Raw genomic sequence first — 20,641 nt, 5'->3', positions numbered from 1 at the left:
CGTTTGCTTTTGGCATTGCAATGTAGTCCTTGAACCTTCCGTCTAAAGGTTTCCAAAGGCTATGAACAATTCCTATTAGAGTATAACATTCTTGGTTTGTTTGGCAGATTATTCGCAATGCTAATAAGTCAAAAAGTTCTCCAGGTTCTTTGTTTCTTTTTCGCATCTTTTGATAAATTGAATAAAAGTGCTTTGCTCGGCTTGTAATCGAAATTTTTATGCCAGCTTTTTCTGCTTCTTTTTGAATTTTGCTTACAGCATTATTTAAGTAGGCAGCGCGCTCTTCTTTTTTTTGGCTGATTACAGCTTTTATTTGTTGAAATGCGTCTGGATTTGTGTATTTTAGGCTTGAATCTTCAAATTCATTTTTTACCTGCTGCATACCGAGCCTGTCTGCCAAAGGTGCCCAAATATCTATAGCTTCGGCTGCTAACGCTCTTTGCTTTTCTGTTTCAAGGCTTTTTATGTTTTGAATGCGGTCGAGTTTGTCGGCAATTTTTACAAAGATGACTCTTATGTCGTCTACCATTGCAAAGAGCATTTTCCTTATGGCATCTGCCTGCTGCAGAGTTTTAGAATTTATGGAAAGATTCATTATTTTGGACGTGCCATTTATTATGTTTAGTACGGTTTTTCCAAACTCTGATTCTATTTCTTCTGGTGTTGCTCCCAGCGAATAAACGCTATGCAAAATTCCTGCAATTATGCAGTCTGCGTCAAAATTGTTTTCTGCAAGAATAAAGGCAATTCTAAGAGGGTGCAAGTAATAAGGTTTTCCACAAGAGCGAGAAAGACCTTCGCTTTTTTTGCAAAGAAAATTCCAAGCTTTTGTGATTTTTTCTTTTTCTTCGTTTGAAAAATAAGAAAAGTTTGTAAAAAATTCCTCAAGAAGTGCATGAGGAGAATCTTGTGGAGAATTAAAAGCAATGTTTTGACTCATAAAATTCCTTTCCTTATAATTAAAATCTCTTAGAAAAGTATTAATCTAATTTTCATTAAAATAACACGAAAAATCACTAATTAATAGTAAATTTTATAAAAAATCATTATATTTGTAATATGTTTTTGGAAAAAAAAGTGTAATAATCTGTAACTATTTTTTTTACGTTTTGTTACTTTTATAAGTTTGCGTTGCAAGCTTTCTTATTTAGGGTTTATCAAAACCCTAAAAACGGCTGAGTCAAGGTCTTGAGCATAAGCGTACCTTGACCAGACGTATCTACTGCAAAATTACTTTTTGCCTTAAAACACTTATTTCTTTATCGTTAAAAGAATTTTCAGCCGCTATTTCTTTGATTTCAGCGTTTGAATATTTATATTCAGGATAAAGAATGACAATGCTTTCATCTCCGTCTTTTAAAAAAATTGTTTCCCCGAATTCTGTGTAACGCGTAGCTCCTATTGAAACCATTATCTGTTTTGGCAGGCCTGCTGATGTAAGATAGCTTCCGACATCTTCTGCTGTGCCTTCATCTTTTTGTGTGTTGAATTTTTCTATGAGCCAGTTTGTGAGCTTTTCAAAAATATAGTTGTATCCTTTTACAGGGCTGTCTTCTCCGTATTCAAAGATTTTTCCATCTCTAAAAAGAAAGCAAGCGATTCTGTATTTTGCAATATTCCCGTTTTCAGAAAACTCGTCAATGCTGATTAAATTTTTTGAAAGTCCTTTGCTGCATTTGCCCCAGTTTTTTTTCATGCTGATTTTTTTTGCTCCAGGTTTGCGGATAGAGCAGTCGTTTGAGGCTCCAAATTTCACGGGAACAAGTGATTTTAATTTTCCGCAGTTCCATTCAGCGTTTAAAATCAGAGCGCATTCTGGTTCAATCTGAAGTTTTTCTTCTCCGCACGGGAAAATTATTTTGCCCGAATCAAATGGAAATATTCCAAGAAATTCCGGCACTGGATTTTTTGCATTCGGTATATATGTTGGAAAAATTGCTTTTGGCGCATTTTTTTCTTTTGTCTTTACATTCTTAAACTCAACGGCTTCTCCTGCCTGCTCCAGATGTCCTGTAAAATTTCCTGCGACTCCAAAGCATGGGAGTTTTTCTAAATTAAATTCCATAGTTCCATTCTATATGAAACTCTTGGAAATTTCAATTTTGTAAAACAAGTTTGAAAATGCGGTGTAAATTAAAAACTGAATTTTTTATTTATCGGCAGAAATTCGCTTGACCTTAGTTTATGAAATTTGTTAAAATGTCTTACTAATTGTTGAAATGCTTTCAAGGAACCCGTTACTCCTTGGGGCAAAAAAAATTTAGAGGTTTATAAAATGTACGCAATTGTTGAATTCAAAGGCAATCAGTACAAGGCAGAAAAAGACGCTGTTCTTGAAGTGTCAAAGCTTGATGCAAAAGATGGCGATGTAATCACAATCGATACAGTTCTTCTTGTAAGTGATGGCGATAAAGTTTCTGTCGGTTCTCCTTATGTAAAGGGCGCTAAAGTTACTGTAAAAGTTGGAGAAACTTTCAAAGATAAGAAAGTTCTCGTATTCAAATACAAGTCAAAAAAAGACTATCATCGTCTTATTGGACACCGCGAGCAGTATACAAAGGTTACTGTTCAGGATGTTGTCTTGGCATAAGTGACGGAAGTTCTTTTGGTTTGCGGCAAAGACGGAGCATTAAAGAGTGTAAAAGCTTTTGGGCATGCTTCGTTTGCTGAAAAGGGCAAGGATATTGTTTGTGCTGCTGAATCTATAGTTTTGGGCACATCAGTTGAAATGCTTCAAAATACAAAAGAGCTTGTTTTTAATGCTGACACTTCTACCCGTGGCTTTTTGGAGTTTCGGGTTGAAAAATCCGCAGCCTCTGCTGTGGAACGCTTGAAATGCATTGGGGATTTTATAAGATTTGCTTTTATAAAACTTTCTGCTGAATATCCTGATAATGTGCGGTTTCAAGAAATAATTGAATAATAGTCCGGTTTATGCCGGCGGAGGATTAAAATGGGACGTACTAAAGGCGGTAGCGGTGCTAAAAATGGCCGCGATTCAAACCCTAAACATTTGGGCGTTAAAAGATTTGGTGGAGAAAAAGTTACTGCCGGTTCTATTCTTGTAAGACAGCGTGGAACTCGTATCCATCCTGGCAACAATGTAAAGCGTGGAACAGACGACACTTTGTATTCTGTTGTTGACGGTGTAGTAAAATACACAGAACGCATGAATCGCAAACTTGTTTCAGTAGAACCTGTTTCTGCCAACTAATAAAGAAAGTTTTTGTCTTTAGGATTTGAAATTTTCTAAAATAATTTAAATGCCCGGCTTGGAATAATTATCCTTGCTGGGCTTTTTTTATGGGAGCAACGATGATTCAATTTGCTGATGAGGCTGTTATTACTGTCCGTTCTGGAAAAGGTGGCAACGGTTGTGTTTCATTTAGGCGTGAAAAATATATTCCAAACGGCGGTCCGAACGGCGGTGATGGCGGTCGCGGCGGAGATGTGGTTTTTTGTTTAAAGAAGAATCTTAGAACTCTTGCCCATTTAAGGTATCACCCGATTTTGAAGGCTAAAAACGGCGGCGATGGGCAAGGCTGGAATCGCTATGGAAAAGATGGCGAGGATGTTGTAATTCCAGTTCCTCCGGGAACTACAATCCGCGACAATGAAACTGGCGAACTTATTTATGATTTTACTGTTGAAAGCGAAGAAGAGCAGTTTGTTTTTTTGAAAGGCGGAAATGGCGGTTGGGGAAATGTGCATTTTAAATCAAGCACGAACCAAGCTCCGCGTATTGCAAACAAAGGCGCGCCAGGACAGGAAAGAGTTCTGCGTGTTGAGCTTTCTGTTATTGCGGATATTGGTCTTGTTGGATTTCCGAATGCAGGAAAATCCAGTTTGCTGGATCTTTTTACAAACGCGCGCCCGAAAATTGCTCCGTATCCTTTTACAACAAAAATTCCGAATCTTGGCGTGCTTCATGCTGGCGATGACAAAGATTTTATTATTGCAGATATTCCCGGAATAATAGAAGGCGCATCTGAAGGTGCTGGTCTTGGTATAAGGTTTTTAAAGCATATTTCAAGAACTGCCGGGCTTTTGTTTATGATTGACTGCAGTGATGAAAATTTTCTTGAAGCCTATGATTTGCTTTTAAAGGAACTTGACGGATTTGGCAGGGAACTTACAAAGAAGCCAAGAATTGTTCTTTGCAATAAAATTGACATTGAAGGCGCGCTTGAAAATGCAATGAAAGTAAAGGAAAAAATCCAAAGCAAAGAGCCTGATGTAAAAGTCCTCGCAGTTTCTGTTGCGGCAAGAACAAACATGAATGAAGCAAGAATTGAAATAATTTCGCTTATTGAAAAAATGGAATCGCTCAATAAACCTGTTGCCGAAGAGAATTCTGTGCCTGAAAAAAGTTCATTTTTATCCAGCCGCTCCGTGGATGATTCAATGGAAGTTCAGTTTCCGGGAAGTGAAAACTGAAAATGAAAATTGCAGTTTTGGGTGGAAGTTTCAATCCAATTCATATTGGGCATCTTGCTTTGGCGGACGAAATTTGTGTTTCGCTTGGATATGACAAAGTTTTTTTTGTGCCGGTTTTTTCTCCGCCGCATAAAAACATGAACGGAGCTTTGCCGCCTGAAAAACGAGCGAAGATGGTTGAGTTTGCTTGCAAAGATGATTCGCGGTTTGAAATGGAGCCTTGCGAAATTCTACGTGGCGGAGTTTCGTTCACTTATGACACAATCTGCTTTATTGAAGAAAAATACAAGCCTGAAAAAATAGGACTTGTAATTGGCAGAGACTTGTTTTCAACTTTTCATCTTTGGAACAATGCTGCTTTGCTTGTAAAAAAGTGCGAGCTGATTTTGGCGGAACGACCATTTCAGATTGAAGATAAAAATTTTAAAAACAAAGCGACCGGGAAATATTTTGAAGTGGAAAATTCCGCAGAAAAAGAATTTCGGATTGAAGACGAGCCGCTTTTTAAAAATGCAGTTTTTCTGAAAAATGAGCCGCTCGCCGTAAGTTCAACTAGCATAAGGTTTAGGGCGGCAAATAAAATGGCCTTTCAATATCTTGTGCCTTCAAAAGTTTTCAAGTATATTATTGACGGTAATTTGTATGGAAGCAAAAACTGAACAGCTTATAGAAACAATCAGGAAATATGCAAAGTCGGAACTGAAAGAAAAACGCTTTGAGCATTCTGTCCGTGTCGCGGAAACAGCGGCTTTTATGTGCGGCTTGTTTGGCTGCGACAAAAACATTGGTTATCTTGCAGGACTTTCCCATGATATTTGCAAAAATATGGAAGATTCTGAAATTCTTTCTCTTGCGTCCGAAGATGGGAATTCTATTTCTGAAATTGAAAAAAACAAACCTTCGCTTTTGCATGGAAGAGCAGCCGCAGTTTTGCTTCAAAAGAAATTTTCCGTGAAAAATCCTGGTGTTATTCAGGCTGTTGCGAACCATACACTTGGCGGTGCAGGTTTGTGTCCTCTTGCAAAAATTATTTATGTTGCTGACAAAGTTGAGCCTGGACGCCCGCAGTCAACAGAAGAATATAGAAAAAAACTTTTTTCTATGCCTCTTAATGAGATGACGCTTTTTGTTGTTCAAGAAAATATGGAGTATTTAAAAAACAGACAGAAAAAAATTGCAGATTCAAGCTATGAATTTGAAGCGGATTTAAAGAAGCAGATTGCCTCGGAAAACTCTCTTCGTGCCAGCTAAGTTTTAAGGATTGTAAAAATGAATATTTCAAAAGACCAAAGAAATGGAATTTTTCTTCTTGCTATTCTTGTGATTATTATTGGCGTTGTTGGCTTTGTTGCTTTTTCGCTTCGTGTGGATCCTATTGAAGAAAATCTTAAATTGAATCCTGTTATAAACAGCCTTTGGATTTTAAAGGATGATGAAGGAAACGCTCTTTCAACAGACGTTCTTGTTTTTTACCCTCAGACAGGACAAGCTGCCGCTTTTGACATTTTAGGAAACACAGGCGCAATTTATAAAAGCCTTGGGCGTGTTGACAGAATTGATTCAGTTTACAAAGAAAAAGGCCTTGCTTCTTATAAAGAAGAAATTGAAAAACTTATCGGAAAGAAAATTCCTTTTACAATTGAAATAAAACTTTCAGACTTGGAGGTGCTTACAGACTATCTTGGCGGACTGAATGTTTTTATTTCCTTTCCTGTTGATGAAACAGATGAAAATGGAATGCGCTGTCTTTTTCCTAGCGGTGCTGTTGTTTTGGACGGAGATAAAATCCATGACTATGTTATGTATAAAAGTCCGTCTGAAAATGCAAGCGACCTTGAGGACAGGCGTCAAGCTGTTTTTGTTTCATTGATTTATGCTTTAAAAGAAAACCGCAATATTATTTTTGCAAAGAATAATTTTTCAGTTTATGAAGAAAAAATCAAGACAAACATAGACAAGAAAAATTTCTATAACTTGATGAAAAAAATTTCATTGATTGACACTGAGCGCTTTTCAATTCAGACTATAACAGGAAGTTTAAGAACTGTTGACGGACAGACTCTTTTGTTTCCGTATTATGACGGTCAGCTCATAAAGGATGTTATAAATCAGGCTATAAGTTCTCTTGTTTCAGGCGATTCTGGAAATCAGAACCGTGTTTATGTCCTTGTAATTCAAAATGGAACAACGGAGCAGGGGCTTGCGCGCAACACTTCTTTCCTTTTGCAAAGCGCGGGTTATGAAGTTCTCGAAACAAAAAATGCCGACCGCAATGACTATGAAAAAACTGAAATTATAAATCATATTGGAAACTCTGAAGCTGCAAAAACTTTGGGAAATTTTATTCATTGCTCAAATATAATTGATGAGGAACTTATGCCGGAAAATGCTGATTCCACAAGTGCTGCTCAGGCTGACTTTACAATTATTTTGGGCAAAGATTTCAATGGGCGTTTTGTAAAAGGAAGTTCTTCTTCTAAATCGTCCGAGTGAGGAAAAATGGAAAAAACTGTAAAAGAAATGGCGCTGGAAATTGCCAAGCTGATGGAAGATGGAAAAGGCGCGGATGTTTGTGTTATCGATGTTTCTGAGCTTAACAGCTGGACTGATTATTTTGTAATTGCAACTGTTTCAAGCGGTCCGCATTGGCAAGGTCTTTACAAGGAAATAAAGGATTACATAAAAGACACCGATCTTGAAATCCATAAAATTCATAACAAGACTTCTCAGGGCAATGACTGGAATTTAATTGATTTAGGTCCGATTGTTGTGCATCTTATGAGCCAAGATGCAAGAGACTTTTACGAGCTTGAAAAACTTTGGCATGCAGGCAAAAAAATAATGTAGAAATTTACCGAAGGTTTTCTGCGGCAATTTTTGCTTTGCCAGCTGGAAGCCTTAATCTGTAAGTTGTTCCGGGCGGCGTAGTTTCCTTTAGAAGCTCGATGTTAAGCATTTTTACAGTTTCTAAAGGAATTCCGGCTGCCTTGGCTACAGTTGAAAGTTTTATACTTCCTTTTATTGTAAGGTAGCTGAATTTTTCCGGAGCAACACCTTCAATCCTTTTGTCTGCGACTCCGATTTCAATAGCTCCATAAAAATCTGCATTTTCAACAATGTCCGCAATTGCTATAAGTTTTGGAATATATTCAGAAGCCTGCTTGCTTAGAAGTCCCTTTTCTGATAAAGCCCAATAATCTTTTCCAGGGTTCACTTTTACAATTCGGCCAACTGCTCCTGCTCCCATATTGTATGCAGCGATTGCCAAATGCCAGTCGTTAAACACTTTGAAATTTTCCGCTAGCTTTGAAAGCGCGGCATCAGTTTCTTTCCATGGATCACGCCGCTCGTCAAAATATTCATTCTTTTTTAAATAAGGATGCATGCTGTTTGCCATGAACTGCCAAAGCCCGGTTGCGCCAGAGCCAGACACCGCTGTTGGTTTGTAGTTTGACTCAACAATTGGAAGATATTGCAGATAAAGCGGCATTTTCTTTTCTTTGAGTTTCGCTCTTATATATGGTCTGTATGGAATTGAATCGTAAAGGATTTCAGCAAGCCACTGCCTGTTTGAATCTGTAAGGTAGCGTTCCCTGTATTTTAAAGTCTGCTCTTTAAAAACTCCAGAAATGCCAATGTCCTTGCGTTTTGGCTCTGGAATTATATAGTTCTTTTGAACTGAAACTTTCTTTTCTTTTCCTGAGCCTGAAACGACTTTCGTCTTTGCAGGACTTTCATTTTTTAATTTTGACAAGCCGATTTCAAAATCAGCAACTGGCTCTTCCGCAAAAATAAACGAGGCTAGCAATATTGAAAATATAGAAGATGCAAATTTTTTCTTCATTACAATTTTTCACCAAAGTAAATTCCAGCCCATTCCCAGCGTCCGTGGATTTCCGGGTCAGCTGGAAAATTCACTTTTCTAAAATAAAGATACCAGACATTCACGTAATTGCTCCAGCCTGTTGTGCGCAAATATGCTTCGGTTGGAGAAGACGACGGATCAAGTTCTGCGCTGTAACGGATTCTGTTGCCTCGCATAAATGAGCGCATCGAAAAACTTTCTTGGGCGTTCACATCAGTTTCAACTTGTCGCCAGGACATTGCAAAAAAGTTGACTTTTGACTTATAGCGGTCCAATGCTTTGTAATTGTATGAAGAAATTCCAGACTTTACAGCGGCAACAAGAGCGTCAAGTGTTTCAAATGTCCAGTCTTTTGATGAATTGCTAAAATCTATAAGCTGCTTTGCATTTAAATATGCGTTCGGGTAGCCTGAAATTTGCAGCGTGGATGCGTCGTCTTGGTCAAGAAACTGCGTATATGAGCGGATTGCCTGATTCCATTCGCCTTCCTTTTCGTATTCAAGTGCGAGCCTGTAGAAAAGTTCCGTTGTGCTTACGTTGTTTGGAAATCGGCTTATAAGCTGGTTGAAATATGAAATTCTGTTTGCCGGACTTGAGCTGATTTGAATTAAATGCTGAAGGCATATAAAGTGAATCGATTTTCCCTGTACAATAAGGTCGTTGTAATTGTTTATAATCCGCTCAAAATAATATTCCGCTATCGGCTCAGCTTCATTTTCAAGATAAGCATAAGCTGTCATCAAAAGCCAGTATGCGTTGTAGGAATCGTCTTCATGCAGCTCAACCCAGTTTGTAAGAAAATGCACAAGCGACGGATAATCTTTTACGGAAAGCATATTGTTTGCTATTCTATTTACAACTGCGTATCTTGTTTCGCCCTTTGTTTCTTTTTTTTCAAGTAGCGAAATCAAAAGATTTTGTGTATTCTTGTATTGCTTTGAAAATGCTTCCGGCAGAATTTCTCCTTTTCTGTCTCTTGCGCATGACATGATAATTATGGAAAAAAAAGCCACTGCTGCAGATCTAAAAACTTTCCGAATCATTCTTTTATTCTACCATATAATAGAAAGTATTTTCAATTAAAAATTTGGCGCTCAAAGTTGTTCCTGTATGTTTTTAAAAGCCGTTGTCAAGAATTGAAATTTATCTTATTATTTACTTCGATTATGGAAAATCTTAAGCAGACAAAAAAAGTTTCTCTTGCAGGACTAAGAAAACGCAGCCTTTACATTGCATTGGGATTTATGCTTGTTTTTGACAGCATCTTTTTTGCCTTGCTGAACATAGAATTTTTACATTTGAATTTAAAAGAACTTTGGCCGGTTATTGTAATAAATGCCGGACTTGCTTTTATTGTTTCGGATTTATTCATTTATAAAAAAATAAGGACGGTTTTTCTTTTTCCGTCAGTCGCTCTTTTTGTTTTGGGAATTATTTTCCTGCTTTTTTCGCTTCATGTGTTCCATATTTCGTTTGCAAAATTTATTTCGGTTTTCTGGCCAATAGTCCTTTTTGTTCTGGGAATTCTTCTTATTCTTGTTTATGGAGTTCAAAGAATAAACAGCGAGGAATTTCCGTATATGAAGGATGATTCTTCAGATGACAACTTTTAGAAAGATTGTTTTAACGAAATCTGCGGCCGGATTTTTTAGAAAAGCCAAAATTTCAGAAATAATTTTTTTGCGGAAAATGCGCGGAACTTTTTATCTTGTTTTGTTTGCTACATTGCCATTTGTTTTCTCTTGTGCAAGTTCACCTTCTCCTGCGCCAAAGCCTGAAGAAAATTTGTCCGCAGTTGCGGTTCAGGTTGCTCCTTCAAAAGACAGATCGTTTTTTGCTTCCATAAATAAAGAGACGATGCGCTTGGTGGAAATCGGTTCTCCACAAAGTTTAAGGCAGGCAGCTTCTTCAATTCATAAAAGTTCGCCCGATGACTATTCAGATGCAGAAAAAAGCATCCTTTATATTTCCGCGGAAATTATGAAACTTGCATGGCCGTCTGAATCTATAACTTGGAGTGTTCCGCCTATTGCCAAAACAAATCAGTATATTGGTGCTGTTGAAAGTGCAAAAAAGGGAATTTATGATTTAAGCATGAACCGCTCTGATTTTCTTTCCATTATGCTTCCGTCGCTGGTTCTTTTGACTTCATCGGGAACAATAGAAGACTATTATGAGTTGTCCGAAAACTCTTTGAATTTTGCTCTTGAGCTTTGTCCTGATTCAGTTCTTGCAAATTATCTTATGGGAATTCTTTGTCTAAAGCAGAATAAAAATGAAAAGGCTTTGGAATATTTTAAGCTTAGCAATGGAAAATATTCTGGCGGAACAAAAGAAATTCTTGAGTCGGTGGCAAAGGCTTGTTTTTTAACAGGACAATATGAGCTTGCGCTTTCATTTGGCGAAGAACTTTTGTCGCGATTTCCGCAGGACACAGAGCTTTTAAAGACTTGCGCGTTGTCTGCTTTTCACCTTGAAGACTTTGATAAGACGGAAGGATTTGTTGTGCGCGTTCTTTTGCTTGAGCCGGATAACACAAGCTATGTTTTGCTACGTGCAAAAATCCTCATGGAAAAACAGGACTACATCAGAGCTTCTTCTTTACTCGATGCTGTTGAAAAGAAAAATGCTGTTTCCAAGGAATATTATCTTTTGCGCACACAGCTTTTGCGTGACTGGAGCAAGAATAATACCGCCGCTATAGAAACTGCCGGAACTGCTCTTAGCTTGTATCCTGATGATGTTGAAACTCTGCTTGTTGCTGCACAAACTGCTTCTGTTGCAGGTCTTTCTGTAAATGGAATGACAGCTCTTGAACTTGCTGAAAAAGTTCTTGAAAAAGATTTAAAAAATGTCCAGGCGATGCAAATTCTTTTGGATGAATACATAAAAAAATCCGATTATGCAAAAGCGTATTCTTTAAGTTCACGTCTTATGCAGATTCCTTCAGCGCAAAAAACTTCGCTTTTCAGCCACATTGATATTTGCCTTGCGTTAAAAAAGAACACAGAGGCAATGAATCTTGCGCTAAAAGCTTATGAGGAAAATCCTGCTGATGAAAATTCGTGCATGGCTTACGTAAAAGTTCTTTCTGCTTCAGGGCAAAAAAATTCAGCGATGCAGCTTATTTCAAGCCTTTTGCCTTCTGCTAGTCAAAAAATGAAAAGCTTTCTGTATTTTGAACGAAGCCAGATTCAGGGAACAGAAGATTCTGCTCTTGCTGATTTAAGGGCAAGTTTGACTGCAAACCCGCGCAACAAGGATTCTCTTTACAGGCTTTATGAAATTTACTATGCAAAAAAAGACTGGAGACGGGCGCAGTACTATTTAAAGCAGGTTGTGGCTCTTGATCCGTCGAATTCTTTATATCTAAGTAAAAATTCCGAGCTTGAAAAACTGCTTGGAAGATAATTTTCTCTCGTTGAAAAATCACCTCAATTGCTTATTGCAAGAAAATTTAGAACTTATGAAAATGATTGGTCTAAATAATTCTCTGAATTAATTCTCTTGTAAATTTATGCGAATAATGTTATTCTTCTATACCATTTTAAATTAATTACGAAGGAAGGAATTTAATATGTTGTTTAATTCACTTTTGTTACAGGCAGCTGATCCTGCGGCTATGGGCGGCGGATTTGGAATGTTTTTGCCTCTCATTCTTATCATAGGAATTATGTACTTTTTTATGATTCGTCCGCAGAACAAAAAGCAGAAAGAACTTCAAAAAATGCTTGATGCGCTTCAGAAGGGCGACAAAGTAATTACAATCGGAGGAATCCACGGAACTGTCAGCTCTGTAAAAAAAGATTCAAATGTTGTTACAGTAAGAGTTGATGAAAATACAAAAATAGAATTCAACCGTTCTGCAATTGCAACAGTTGTTTCTGATAAACCTGCTGTAAAAACTGAAGATAAAAAATCAGGAAAAAAGCAAAAAGAAGAGCCAAAAGCTAGCGCAGAAAACAAAGAGCCAGCTGCTTCTGAGGAAAAGAAAGATGAGTAAGAAAAGCCGGCTTTTTATGATTATTGCAGTGCTGGCTGTTTGCTTTGCCTTTTTGTGGCCGTCAATCAGCTGGTACGTACGCACTCCAAAAGAAGACAAGGTTCTTGCCTTGAGTTCTTTGGAAAATATAAAAAATTATTCAAGTTTCAAGGCTAATTCTGAAGTTAGAAAATTAGTTGATGCTGTAAAAGCAAATTCAGAAACCCCAGTTCCAGAAGATTGCCAGTGGCTTGTAAAACAGGCAAAGAAGAATTTCAAGACTGCTGGAGAAAAAGTTCCTGCCACAATTCTTTTAAAAGACGCTTTGAATTCTTTTGATTCAAAATCAGAACTTGCTTCTTTTATCGAAGGAATTTATAGAAAAAAGATTCTTAAGACAAAAGATTATTATAAGAATTCTGTAAAGCTTGGTCTTGACCTTTCAGGCGGAATGAACGTAATTGTAAAGGCTGACCTTGACTCTGTTATTGCAAAGCAGGGCGATGCTGTTTTGGACACTGCAACATTGAAGGCTGATATAATGGCTCAAGCTGTCGAAACTTTGACAAACCGCATTGACCGCTTTGGCTTGAGCTCTCCAACAATCAGACAGCAAGGCGAGGACAGAATTTATATTGAACTTCCTGGTTCTGCAGAAGCTGATCAGATTAATTCGATAATTCAGGGACGCGGAATTTTGAATTTCCGTCTTGTTGACAATGAGGCTACTTCAAATTTCAATGCTTACTATTACAACAATCCTGACACAACTTTTGACATAAGAGGAAATCTTGTTGATTCTTCCATTATTCCAGAAGACTGCGAAGTTTTGGGTTACTACACAACAGACGCTTACGGACTTGATCAGCGTGAAGGTTATCTTGTTGTAAAAAAAGAAGTTGCTCTTGATGGAAAGCACATAAAATCAGCTGATGTCGGTGCAGAGGAACTTACAGGACGTCCTGCTGTTACATTTTCTCTTGATGCTGAAGGCGCTGAAATTTTTGGAAAATTCACTGGCGAGCACGTTGGTGAAAACCTCTGCATTGTCAGCGACAATAAAATCAAGTCAAATGCTACTATAAATACTGCTATTACAGGTGGCAACGTTCAGATTACAGGATTCGGGCAGCGTGAAGCCCAGAACTTGCGTAAAGTTTTGCAGACAGCTTGGCTTGATGTTCCTCTTAGCGTAGAAAGCCAGCAGGTAATTGGAGCTTCTTTGGGAGAACAGGCAATCCGTCAGGGACTTTTGGCAGTTGCTGTCGGTCTTATTTCAATTATGGTTTTCATGCTTATATGGTACAAGGGATCTGGAATAAATGCTTGTGTTTCTCAGGTTTTGAACCTTTATATCATGTTCAGTATTTTGAGCGCATTTAATCTTACAATTACTTTGCCGACTGTTGCCGGTATGATTCTTACAATCGGAATGGCGACTGATGCGAACGTTATTATCTTTGAGCGCATAAAGGAAGAACGTCGCCTTGGAAAAGACAGGGCTTCTAGTGTAAGCGCAGGATTTGACAATGCATTCTGGGCAATCATGGACTCAAACATCACCACATTTATTGCTGCAATCTTTATGACTCAGCTTGGAAGCGGTGCCGTTCAGGGATTTGCAGTGAGCCTTGCGATTGGTGTAGTTTCAACTGTATTTACAGCTTTGGTTGTTTCTCGCCTTATATTTGATTTCCAGACAGAAGTCTTAAAAGTAAAGAATATCAGCATTGGCTGGGGGATTAAATAATGAAAACAGTAAAAAAATTCAGTAAAGCATTTCCTGCCTGCGCTGTTTTAAGTTCAGTTTTGATTCTTTTTGGAATCGCAGGATTTTTTATCCGTGGAATAAATTTCGGCATTGACTTTGTGCCTGGTCTTTTGGAAGAAGTCCGCATTGGTCCGGCCGCTATTGAAATTTCCTACAATGGTTCTGCAAATATAAGCCTTGGAACTTCAAGCACAGCACTGGAACTTGTTATAACAGGAACTGGCGCGGAAAACGAAACTAAAGTTTTTTCTTATGCACAGAATCCTTCGATAAAAGATATTGCAGATTCTCTTTCTAAAGTTGATGGACTTTCGGTTTCTGTAAAAGGCGCTGAAAATGTAAGTTCTTATGGAATTTATTTGGATAGCTCTTCAACTTCTCGTCTTTCAGCGGATATTCCTGTTTTGCTTTATGTTTCAGATGCATCAAAAAATGTTTCTATTGATGATGTTCGTTCTGCTCTTGCTTCTGAAGGTGTTGAAGTAAAGGAACTTGGAGACGATGCAAATAGAAGTTTCCAGATTCGCGCGGCAATTTCAAAGGATGGTGCTTCTTCTGATTCTCTTCAGGCAGGAATTATCGGTTCACTCAAGGAAAAATTCGGCGAAAATAACGTTGCGATTATTAAAACTGACTTTGTAGGCTCTGGATTTTCTAGCAGCAATGCAATCAAGTCTGTTATTCTTGCAGTTGTTACTTTGCTTGCAATTTGGATTTACTGTGCTATAAGATTCCACTGGGACTTTGCAGTTGGTGCAATAATCGGACTTGTTCATGACTGTCTTATAATGTTCTCGTTCATTTCATGGACACAGGTTGAATTTTCTGCGACAAGCTTTGCTGCTGTTCTTACGATTTTTGGTTACTCAATCAATGCCACAATCGTTATTTTGGACCGTGTGCGTGAAAATATCAGTTTGATTCAGACAAAGAAATTTAATGACATATTGAATGCTTCAATCTCTGAAACTTTGTCGCGCTCAATTATTACAACTGTAACAACGATGTTTGCTTCTGTTGCGCTTCTTATTTTTACTTCTGGAAGCATAAAGGACTTTGCAATAGTTCTTACAGTCGGTCTTCTTTCTGGATGTTATTCTTCTATGCTCATTGTTCCAGGCTTTGTATCTTTGATGCGCCGCAATTGGGAGCCGGGAGAATTTTCAAACCACGTAAGGCCGCATAACAGCAAAAATGTTCTTTCGTTTAACTCAACACAGAATGTTTAAAACTTGCTTTAGCCGGAATTTTTCTTCCGCTTGCTAAAGAATAATTTTAAGGCCGTAACTTTTTTAGTTGCGGCTTTTTTCTTTTGTAAGTCAGTTTTAAAAAAATAACAAAATTTTTAAACTGACACTGGAGTTGCCGTTGAAAGTTGTTCGTGCCAAAGTTCTTGGATTTTGCATGGGGGTTAGGCGTGCTGTTGAAACTGCATCTGCCGCTCTTGAAGATTCAGAAAAAAATGGACAGAAGAAAGTTTTTACTCTTGGACCTTTGATTCACAATCCTCTTGTTATGGATTCTCTTGAAAAAAAAGGCGCTCAGATTCTTGAGGCTTCTTCACTTGAAAAAGCCAAAGACGGTTCAGTTGTTGTAATCCGCGCGCATGGAACTACACCGCAAGTTGTTTCTGCTCTTGAAAATCAAGGATCGGAAATTCTTGATGCGACATGCCCAAGAGTTCATCTTAGTCAGAAGAGAGCGGCTGAATGGGCAAAGAAAGGGTTTCTTGTTGTTATTGCGGGCGACAAAAATCATGGCGAAGTTGTAAGCATTTCAGGATATGCGGAAAATCATGTTCTTGTTGTGGAAAGTTCTGAGGAAGCTCTAAAAATTGAAGTTCCTGAAAAAACAGTTTTGATTGCGCAGACAACATTCAGTCCTGTTGAGTTTGAAAAAATCGCTTCGGTGTTGAAACTGAAAAATCCTTTGGTTCAGATTTTTAATTCTATATGTTCGGCGACGATGGAGCGTCAAAATGCATTGAAAGAGCTTGAAGGCAAAGTGGATGCGATTCTTGTCATTGGCGGAAAGAATTCTGCAAATACACGCAGGCTTTTTGAAACTGCGTCCTTAATCTGCGGGAAAACTGCGCTTATAGAAGATGCTTCTGAAATTCCTGATGAAATTTATTCTTTAAAAGTTGTAGGACTTACTGCCGGGGCAAGTACTCCTGATTTTGTAATAGATGAAGTTGAGCGAGCCTTACTTTGTGGCAAATGAGAATTTTATTCCATTTAAAATAGTTTTATTTTTTGTTATAATTTGAATCTGGAGGTCTACTTTATGAAAAAAATAATTTTGACTGCGGCTTTTTTAGCAGGCATGGCTGAACTATTTGCTTATAATCCGCCTTATGGTGGCGAGGATCTTTATAGGCTTGCAAATCCTGAGCTTATGTCTGGTGCTGCGTCTGCCGCTGGCGGTCCGAATTTTACAGTTGTTCCTGCATCTATAACTTATAATCCTGCTCTTACTGCTGGTGAGCAGCGTGCTGATATTGATTTTAGCGGAACTGTTTTTTATAACTTTGACAAAATAAAAATTGAAGGCGGAAGCAGCGATAAAACTGCTGGCGGTGGATTTCAGGCTGGAATGATTGTTCCTACAAAATGGTCTGTTTTTTCGCTTACTGCAAATGCTCTTTTTGCTGATTTCTATGGAATGGATTTGAGAAAGACTTTGGTTTTTCACGCCGGCTTAGCAAAAGAAGTCAATGAAAAACTTTCCGTAGGTGCGAATGTCTATACCGGTCTTTATATGGGAAGCGGCTCTGATTTTTCTGCTGGAATAGATTTGGGCGCGCTTTATAAAATGAATAGCTTTGGCATTTTCACGAACCCAAGATTTGGACTTTCACTTTTAAATATTGGAAAAACTGCTGACTATGAAACGCTTGGAATTGATGAAAAAAAAGAATCTTCATCTTATCCGTCTATGCTTACTCCAAGAGTTTCCTTTGCTTCGACTGTCTTTGAAGTAAAGAAATGGGCTGGCTCGTTTAGCACTGATTTTGCCTTTCCGTTTTTTCAGAATTGTATAATGGATTTAGGACTTGGATTTGAATATAACAAATTTATCCGCTTGTCTCTTGGTTGGCAGGCGAATATCCGCGAAATTACAGAAGGAAAAGCTGACGGTGTGAACAGCATTTCTGTTGGAGTTTCATTAAAACTTGGAATTACTTCTAAGAAATTTTCAGAAACTAATGCTGACTGGGAAAAAAGCGAAATAACTCCTTCTGTTGCAACGCAGACACTTTATTCAGGAATTCAGGCTGTAAGTTTTGGCGCAAGGCTGGACTTGGGATTAAAAGACACTGATGCTCCTGAAATCATTCTTTGGAACGAGGAATAAAAAATGAAAAAAACAACTAGAAAAATTTTTACAGCATTTGCCCTTTGCTCTGCGCTTAGTTTTTCTTCTGAGCTTTTTGCTGAGCCTGGCATTGTTTACATTTCACCTAACAACGATGGAATTCAAGACACTCTTGAAGTTCCTTTGAAAATCCGCGAAAAACGCTATGTAAAAGAATGGAGCTTTGTAATTACTGATGAGGCTGGAAATGTTGTGCGCACAATTGGAAACAAAATTTCGCTTCCGTCAAAATTCACTTTTAAAACTTTTTTCAAGACATTGATAACTCCAAAGCGCGGCGTTGATATTCCTTCCACAATTGTCTGGAACGGATTTTTGGATGACGGTTCGTTGGCGCAGGACGGAACTTATTATTATCAGTTTACGGCTTCTGATGACAACGGAAATACTGCCACAACTTCAAAACTGCCGGTTGTTGTTGACAATACTCCGCCGGAAATCAATCTTGCAAAACTTGAAGGCGCTGATAAAATTTTTGGAGAAGGAAACAAGGCTGTATTGAAAATCAAGCAGTCTGGTTCAGCTGAAAAACTGTGGACTGCAAAAATAACAGATGCACAGGGAAATCTTGTTCGCTCATATAAATGGGAAGATTCTTCTCCATTGGAAATTGAATGGAATGGAACAGACGAAAGCAAGTCCATTATGCCAGATGGCGTTTACAACTACGAAATTACTTCAACTGACTTGGCAGGAAACACTTCTGAACAAGCAAGAATTTCAAATATAATTTTTTCTGCTGAAAAGCCGGAAACCGCAATTTCAATAAATGGCTCAAGATATTTTGCTCCGTCTCCAAAAGGAAGTGTGGCGGTTGCAAGAAAGACAATTAATTTTGCTGTTGCAATTCCGTCTCCTTCTGCAAGTGTGAACTCGCTTACTGACTGGCAGATTTCCATTGTAGGAAAAGACGATGATAAACTTTATTATTCAAAATCTGGAAAAACAAATCCGCCTTCTTCATTCTTGTTTGATGGAAAAAATAATTCGGGTGCAAATTTAGATGATGGAGAATACCGTGCAAAAATAACCGCAAAGTACTTGAATGGCTATGAGCCTGCGGCTGTTTATTCTCCTGTTTTTGTTCTTGACAATGAAGCTCCTAAGGCAGCTGTTTCTCTTCCTGCGAATACAGTATTTAATGGAAAAAATAAATTCCAGATTTCGCAGCAGCAAGTTGCGGAGCCGGCCTATACTGGAGAAAAAACATGGACAGGAAAAATTATTGATGAAAATAATGTTGCTGTAAAGAAGTTTGACTTTGACACAGTTCTTCCTGCTTCTGTTGAATGGGACGGACTTGATGATAAAGGTCAGTTTGTAAAAGACGGAAAATATAAATATGTTCTTGAAGTTTCAGAGCTTGCTGGAAACAGCAATTTGATGGAATCAAAAGAATTTGTGCTTGATACAAGCAAAACTGAACTTGCGCTTTCTGTAAGTCCGGCTGCTTTTTCTCCGAACGGAGATGGAATTCAGGACAAGGTTGTTTTAACTCCAGTTGCAAAAGCTTCCAGCGGAATCGATTCTTATGAGCTTAAGATTTTCAATGGAACAGCTGTAAAGACTTTTAAAGGCTCTGGAAAAATTCCTTCTTCATTTATTTGGGACGGACTTGCTGATGATGGAACAAGGTGCGCAGATGGAACTTATTCTGCTGTTATAAAAACAGTTGCGAATAGCGGAACAGAAGCGGAAGCTGCAAGTCAGGAATTTGTCCTTGACACAGTTGCGCCATCAATAAAAATTTCTGCGCCTTATACAGTTTTTTCTCCGGATGGAATTTCAAGTCGTCAGACTATTCCTGTAAAAGTTGAGGACTGCTCTGTTGAAACAAAATGGAACGCTGAAATTCGTAATGCGAAAAATCAGGTTGTAAAAACTTTTGCCTGGAATAATTCAAAGGCCTTGGATTTTGCATGGGACGGAACGGACGACAGCGGAAACAAAGCGGCAAATGGAGTGTATTCACTTGCAGTTTCTTCAAAGGATGCAGCAGGAAATTCTGGAAGCACAACGATTGCAGGAATTTCTTTGGATGCTCGCCCTGTAACTGGATTTGTTACGGCTGAATACAAAGGCATTTCTCCTAATGCTGACGGAATTCTTGATGCGCAAAAATTCGATATAAAAGTTTCTCTTGCTGAAGGAATTTCTTCATGGAAATTTGACATTGTTGATTCAGCTAATTCTGTTGTAAAAACTTTCTCTAGAAATGACAGTGAAAATCTTCCATCTGCAATTACTTGGGCTGGCGATACAGCGGATGAAAAAATTGCAGAAGGTACATTTACTGGAAAACTTCATGTTGAGTATGCAAAAGGAAATGTTGTAGATGCATCTTCTTCAAGTTTTATTTGTACTGCAATTCCACCTGCGCTTTCTGTTAGAACTGCTCCAAAATATTTCAGCCCGGATAACGATGGCAATGATGACGACTTGTTCATTGAGCTTGGATGCCAGACAATTGCTGGACTTAAGAATTGGAGCTTTACAATTAAAGACAGAAACGGAAAAGCATTCTGGAAAACAAGCGGAAAATCTTCAATTACAAAAAGAATCATTTGGGATGGACGCGGAAACAATGGAGAAATTGTTCAGTCTGCGGAAGATTATCCGTTTGAATTTACAGCTTACGATGAGCTTGGAATGTCAAGTACAGCTCAAGGCGTAATAAATGTTGATGTTCTTGTTGTCCGCGATGGCGACAAACTCAAAATGCAAATTCCTTCGATTATATTTAGAAGCAATGAAGCTGATTTTGGTGTAAGAACCGTTGATGCGAATGGAAAAATTATTAAGCCTGGAATTACTCAGGCGCAAGCTGACAACAATGCGCGTGTTCTAAAGCGTGTTTCTGAAATTCTTAAAAAATTCAAAGATTACAAAGTTACTATTGTTGGACACGCAAATAGAATTTCTGACAACTCTGCGGAAGAGACAGAGGAAGGGGTTTGGGGCAAGGCTTTGATTTCTCTTTCTGAGCAGCGTGCTGAATATGTAAAGAGCAAACTTGTGAAATTCGGAATTAATTCTTCTCGGCTTTCTGTTGAAGGAAAGGGCGGAACAGAACCAGTTGCAGACCGCAAGGATACAAGTGTGAACTGGAAAAACCGCCGTGTAGAATTTATTCTTGAAAAGTAAATTTGATTTGTGTGTCGAGGTATGTACTCGACTGTGATGCTTTATGAAGCGAAGCGGAATATTT

20 protein-coding genes are annotated in these 20,641 nt (G+C 38.3%); 16 read left to right on the top strand and 4 right to left on the bottom strand.

Going from position 1 to position 20,641, the window contains the following annotated elements:
• Nucleotides 1–940 (bottom strand): HD domain-containing protein (locus B4C08_RS05500; RefSeq protein ID WP_296663814.1); only part of this gene is annotated, 940 nt, incomplete at its 3' end.
• A 279-nt stretch (nucleotides 941–1,219) separates the two neighbouring features.
• A complete protein-coding gene (locus tag B4C08_RS05495; protein ID WP_296663812.1) occupies nucleotides 1,220–2,065 on the bottom strand; it encodes a DUF5718 family protein in 846 nt (281 codons plus the stop codon).
• A 210-nt stretch (nucleotides 2,066–2,275) separates the two neighbouring features.
• On the opposite strand from B4C08_RS05495, the gene rplU reads away from it, so the two are divergent.
• The 8 genes from rplU to rsfS all read left to right on the top strand — a co-directional run bounded on the left by rplU (nucleotide 2,276) and on the right by rsfS (nucleotide 7,284).
• Complete coding sequence (gene rplU, locus B4C08_RS05490; protein WP_013701108.1) at nucleotides 2,276–2,590, top strand: 50S ribosomal protein L21; 315 nt, start codon at nucleotides 2,276–2,278, stop codon at nucleotides 2,588–2,590.
• 15 nt (nucleotides 2,591–2,605) lie between these two features.
• Nucleotides 2,606–2,923: a ribosomal-processing cysteine protease Prp gene (locus B4C08_RS05485; RefSeq protein WP_296663811.1), complete on the top strand. Its 318-nt coding sequence runs from the start codon at nucleotides 2,606–2,608 to the stop codon at nucleotides 2,921–2,923.
• A gap of 30 nt (nucleotides 2,924–2,953) precedes the next feature.
• Entirely contained in the window at nucleotides 2,954–3,214 is a 261-nt protein-coding gene (gene rpmA / locus B4C08_RS05480) for a 50S ribosomal protein L27 (protein ID WP_295800265.1), read from the top strand.
• Nucleotides 3,215–3,315: 101 nt separating this feature from the next.
• Nucleotides 3,316–4,437, top strand: coding sequence for a GTPase ObgE (gene obgE / locus B4C08_RS05475; protein WP_296663809.1), 1,122 nt, complete (start codon nucleotides 3,316–3,318; stop codon nucleotides 4,435–4,437).
• Between the two features lie 2 nt (nucleotides 4,438–4,439).
• The gene (gene nadD / locus B4C08_RS05470) at nucleotides 4,440–5,096 is read left to right on the top strand and encodes a nicotinate (nicotinamide) nucleotide adenylyltransferase (protein WP_296663808.1); all 657 of its coding nucleotides are present in this window, start codon (nucleotides 4,440–4,442) and stop codon (nucleotides 5,094–5,096) included.
• Nucleotides 5,080–5,688, top strand: coding sequence for a bis(5'-nucleosyl)-tetraphosphatase (symmetrical) YqeK (yqeK, locus tag B4C08_RS05465; protein ID WP_295800274.1), 609 nt, complete (start codon nucleotides 5,080–5,082; stop codon nucleotides 5,686–5,688). Before nadD ends, yqeK begins: the two co-directional genes overlap by 17 nt.
• Before the next feature lie 18 nt (nucleotides 5,689–5,706).
• On the top strand, nucleotides 5,707–6,930 hold the full coding sequence (locus B4C08_RS05460; protein ID WP_296663806.1) for an LCP family protein: 1,224 nt from the start codon (nucleotides 5,707–5,709) through the stop codon (nucleotides 6,928–6,930).
• A 6-nt stretch (nucleotides 6,931–6,936) separates the two neighbouring features.
• Nucleotides 6,937–7,284 (top strand): ribosome silencing factor, encoded by a 348-nt coding sequence (rsfS, locus tag B4C08_RS05455; protein ID WP_296091287.1) that lies wholly within the window; start codon nucleotides 6,937–6,939, stop codon nucleotides 7,282–7,284.
• A gap of 4 nt (nucleotides 7,285–7,288) precedes the next feature.
• On the opposite strand, the gene B4C08_RS05450 is transcribed toward rsfS, so the two are convergent.
• Together B4C08_RS05450 and B4C08_RS05445 are read right to left on the bottom strand one after the other, a co-directional pair.
• Nucleotides 7,289–8,281, bottom strand: a complete 993-nt coding sequence (locus tag B4C08_RS05450) for a lytic transglycosylase domain-containing protein (RefSeq protein WP_296663804.1) — start codon at nucleotides 8,279–8,281, stop codon at nucleotides 7,289–7,291.
• Nucleotides 8,281–9,345, bottom strand: coding sequence for a tetratricopeptide repeat protein (locus tag B4C08_RS05445; protein WP_296663803.1), 1,065 nt, complete (start codon nucleotides 9,343–9,345; stop codon nucleotides 8,281–8,283). Before B4C08_RS05445 ends, B4C08_RS05450 begins: the two co-directional genes overlap by 1 nt.
• 123 nt (nucleotides 9,346–9,468) lie before the next feature.
• Between B4C08_RS05445 and B4C08_RS05440 the strand changes: the two genes are divergently transcribed.
• The 8 genes from B4C08_RS05440 to B4C08_RS05405 all read left to right on the top strand — a co-directional run bounded on the left by B4C08_RS05440 (nucleotide 9,469) and on the right by B4C08_RS05405 (nucleotide 20,577).
• Nucleotides 9,469–9,915 carry a hypothetical protein gene (locus B4C08_RS05440; protein WP_296663801.1) on the top strand — a complete coding sequence of 149 codons (447 nt, stop codon included), beginning with the start codon at nucleotides 9,469–9,471 and terminating at the stop codon, nucleotides 9,913–9,915.
• The gene (locus tag B4C08_RS05435; protein WP_296663799.1) at nucleotides 9,902–11,713 is read left to right on the top strand and encodes a tetratricopeptide repeat protein; all 1,812 of its coding nucleotides are present in this window, start codon (nucleotides 9,902–9,904) and stop codon (nucleotides 11,711–11,713) included. Before B4C08_RS05440 ends, B4C08_RS05435 begins: the two co-directional genes overlap by 14 nt.
• A gap of 166 nt (nucleotides 11,714–11,879) precedes the next feature.
• Nucleotides 11,880–12,305, top strand: a complete 426-nt coding sequence (gene yajC, locus B4C08_RS05430; protein ID WP_296663797.1) for a preprotein translocase subunit YajC — start codon at nucleotides 11,880–11,882, stop codon at nucleotides 12,303–12,305.
• The gene (gene secD / locus B4C08_RS05425; RefSeq protein WP_296663795.1) at nucleotides 12,298–14,034 is read left to right on the top strand and encodes a protein translocase subunit SecD; all 1,737 of its coding nucleotides are present in this window, start codon (nucleotides 12,298–12,300) and stop codon (nucleotides 14,032–14,034) included. Before yajC ends, secD begins: the two co-directional genes overlap by 8 nt.
• Complete coding sequence (secF, locus tag B4C08_RS05420) at nucleotides 14,034–15,284, top strand: protein translocase subunit SecF (RefSeq protein ID WP_296663793.1); 1,251 nt, start codon at nucleotides 14,034–14,036, stop codon at nucleotides 15,282–15,284. Before secD ends, secF begins: the two co-directional genes overlap by 1 nt.
• Nucleotides 15,285–15,423: 139 nt before the next feature.
• The gene (ispH, locus tag B4C08_RS05415; RefSeq protein WP_296663790.1) at nucleotides 15,424–16,278 is read left to right on the top strand and encodes a 4-hydroxy-3-methylbut-2-enyl diphosphate reductase; all 855 of its coding nucleotides are present in this window, start codon (nucleotides 15,424–15,426) and stop codon (nucleotides 16,276–16,278) included.
• A gap of 63 nt (nucleotides 16,279–16,341) precedes the next feature.
• Nucleotides 16,342–17,412 carry a hypothetical protein gene (locus tag B4C08_RS05410; protein ID WP_296663788.1) on the top strand — a complete coding sequence of 357 codons (1,071 nt, stop codon included), beginning with the start codon at nucleotides 16,342–16,344 and terminating at the stop codon, nucleotides 17,410–17,412.
• A 3-nt stretch (nucleotides 17,413–17,415) separates the two neighbouring features.
• On the top strand, nucleotides 17,416–20,577 hold the full coding sequence (locus tag B4C08_RS05405) for a FlgD immunoglobulin-like domain containing protein (RefSeq protein WP_296663786.1): 3,162 nt from the start codon (nucleotides 17,416–17,418) through the stop codon (nucleotides 20,575–20,577).
• Nucleotides 20,578–20,641: the final 64 nt, after the last annotated feature.

It is taken from the genome of Treponema sp. UBA753, assembly GCF_002297325.1.
Taxonomy (GTDB): domain Bacteria; phylum Spirochaetota; class Spirochaetia; order Treponematales; family Treponemataceae; genus Treponema_D.
This window is presented reverse-complemented; position numbering and strand designations above follow the sequence as displayed.

What these genes read in the sequence shown, in the direction of transcription:
- B4C08_RS05495 (WP_296663812.1), bottom strand. Translation starts at nt 2,065, where the DNA reads ATGGAATTTAATTTAGAAAAACTCCCATGCTTTGGAGTCGCAGGAAAT.
- rplU (WP_013701108.1), top strand. Translation starts at nt 2,276, where the DNA reads ATGTACGCAATTGTTGAATTCAAAGGCAATCAGTACAAGGCAGAAAAA.
- rpmA (WP_295800265.1), top strand. Translation starts at nt 2,954, where the DNA reads ATGGGACGTACTAAAGGCGGTAGCGGTGCTAAAAATGGCCGCGATTCA.
- obgE (WP_296663809.1), top strand. Translation starts at nt 3,316, where the DNA reads ATGATTCAATTTGCTGATGAGGCTGTTATTACTGTCCGTTCTGGAAAA.
- nadD (WP_296663808.1), top strand. Translation starts at nt 4,440, where the DNA reads ATGAAAATTGCAGTTTTGGGTGGAAGTTTCAATCCAATTCATATTGGG.
- yqeK (WP_295800274.1), top strand. Translation starts at nt 5,080, where the DNA reads ATGGAAGCAAAAACTGAACAGCTTATAGAAACAATCAGGAAATATGCA.
- B4C08_RS05460 (WP_296663806.1), top strand. Translation starts at nt 5,707, where the DNA reads ATGAATATTTCAAAAGACCAAAGAAATGGAATTTTTCTTCTTGCTATT.
- rsfS (WP_296091287.1), top strand. Translation starts at nt 6,937, where the DNA reads ATGGAAAAAACTGTAAAAGAAATGGCGCTGGAAATTGCCAAGCTGATG.
- B4C08_RS05450 (WP_296663804.1), bottom strand. Translation starts at nt 8,281, where the DNA reads ATGAAGAAAAAATTTGCATCTTCTATATTTTCAATATTGCTAGCCTCG.
- B4C08_RS05445 (WP_296663803.1), bottom strand. Translation starts at nt 9,345, where the DNA reads ATGATTCGGAAAGTTTTTAGATCTGCAGCAGTGGCTTTTTTTTCCATA.
- B4C08_RS05440 (WP_296663801.1), top strand. Translation starts at nt 9,469, where the DNA reads ATGGAAAATCTTAAGCAGACAAAAAAAGTTTCTCTTGCAGGACTAAGA.
- B4C08_RS05435 (WP_296663799.1), top strand. Translation starts at nt 9,902, where the DNA reads ATGACAACTTTTAGAAAGATTGTTTTAACGAAATCTGCGGCCGGATTT.
- yajC (WP_296663797.1), top strand. Translation starts at nt 11,880, where the DNA reads ATGTTGTTTAATTCACTTTTGTTACAGGCAGCTGATCCTGCGGCTATG.
- secD (WP_296663795.1), top strand. Translation starts at nt 12,298, where the DNA reads ATGAGTAAGAAAAGCCGGCTTTTTATGATTATTGCAGTGCTGGCTGTT.
- secF (WP_296663793.1), top strand. Translation starts at nt 14,034, where the DNA reads ATGAAAACAGTAAAAAAATTCAGTAAAGCATTTCCTGCCTGCGCTGTT.
- B4C08_RS05410 (WP_296663788.1), top strand. Translation starts at nt 16,342, where the DNA reads ATGAAAAAAATAATTTTGACTGCGGCTTTTTTAGCAGGCATGGCTGAA.
- B4C08_RS05405 (WP_296663786.1), top strand. Translation starts at nt 17,416, where the DNA reads ATGAAAAAAACAACTAGAAAAATTTTTACAGCATTTGCCCTTTGCTCT.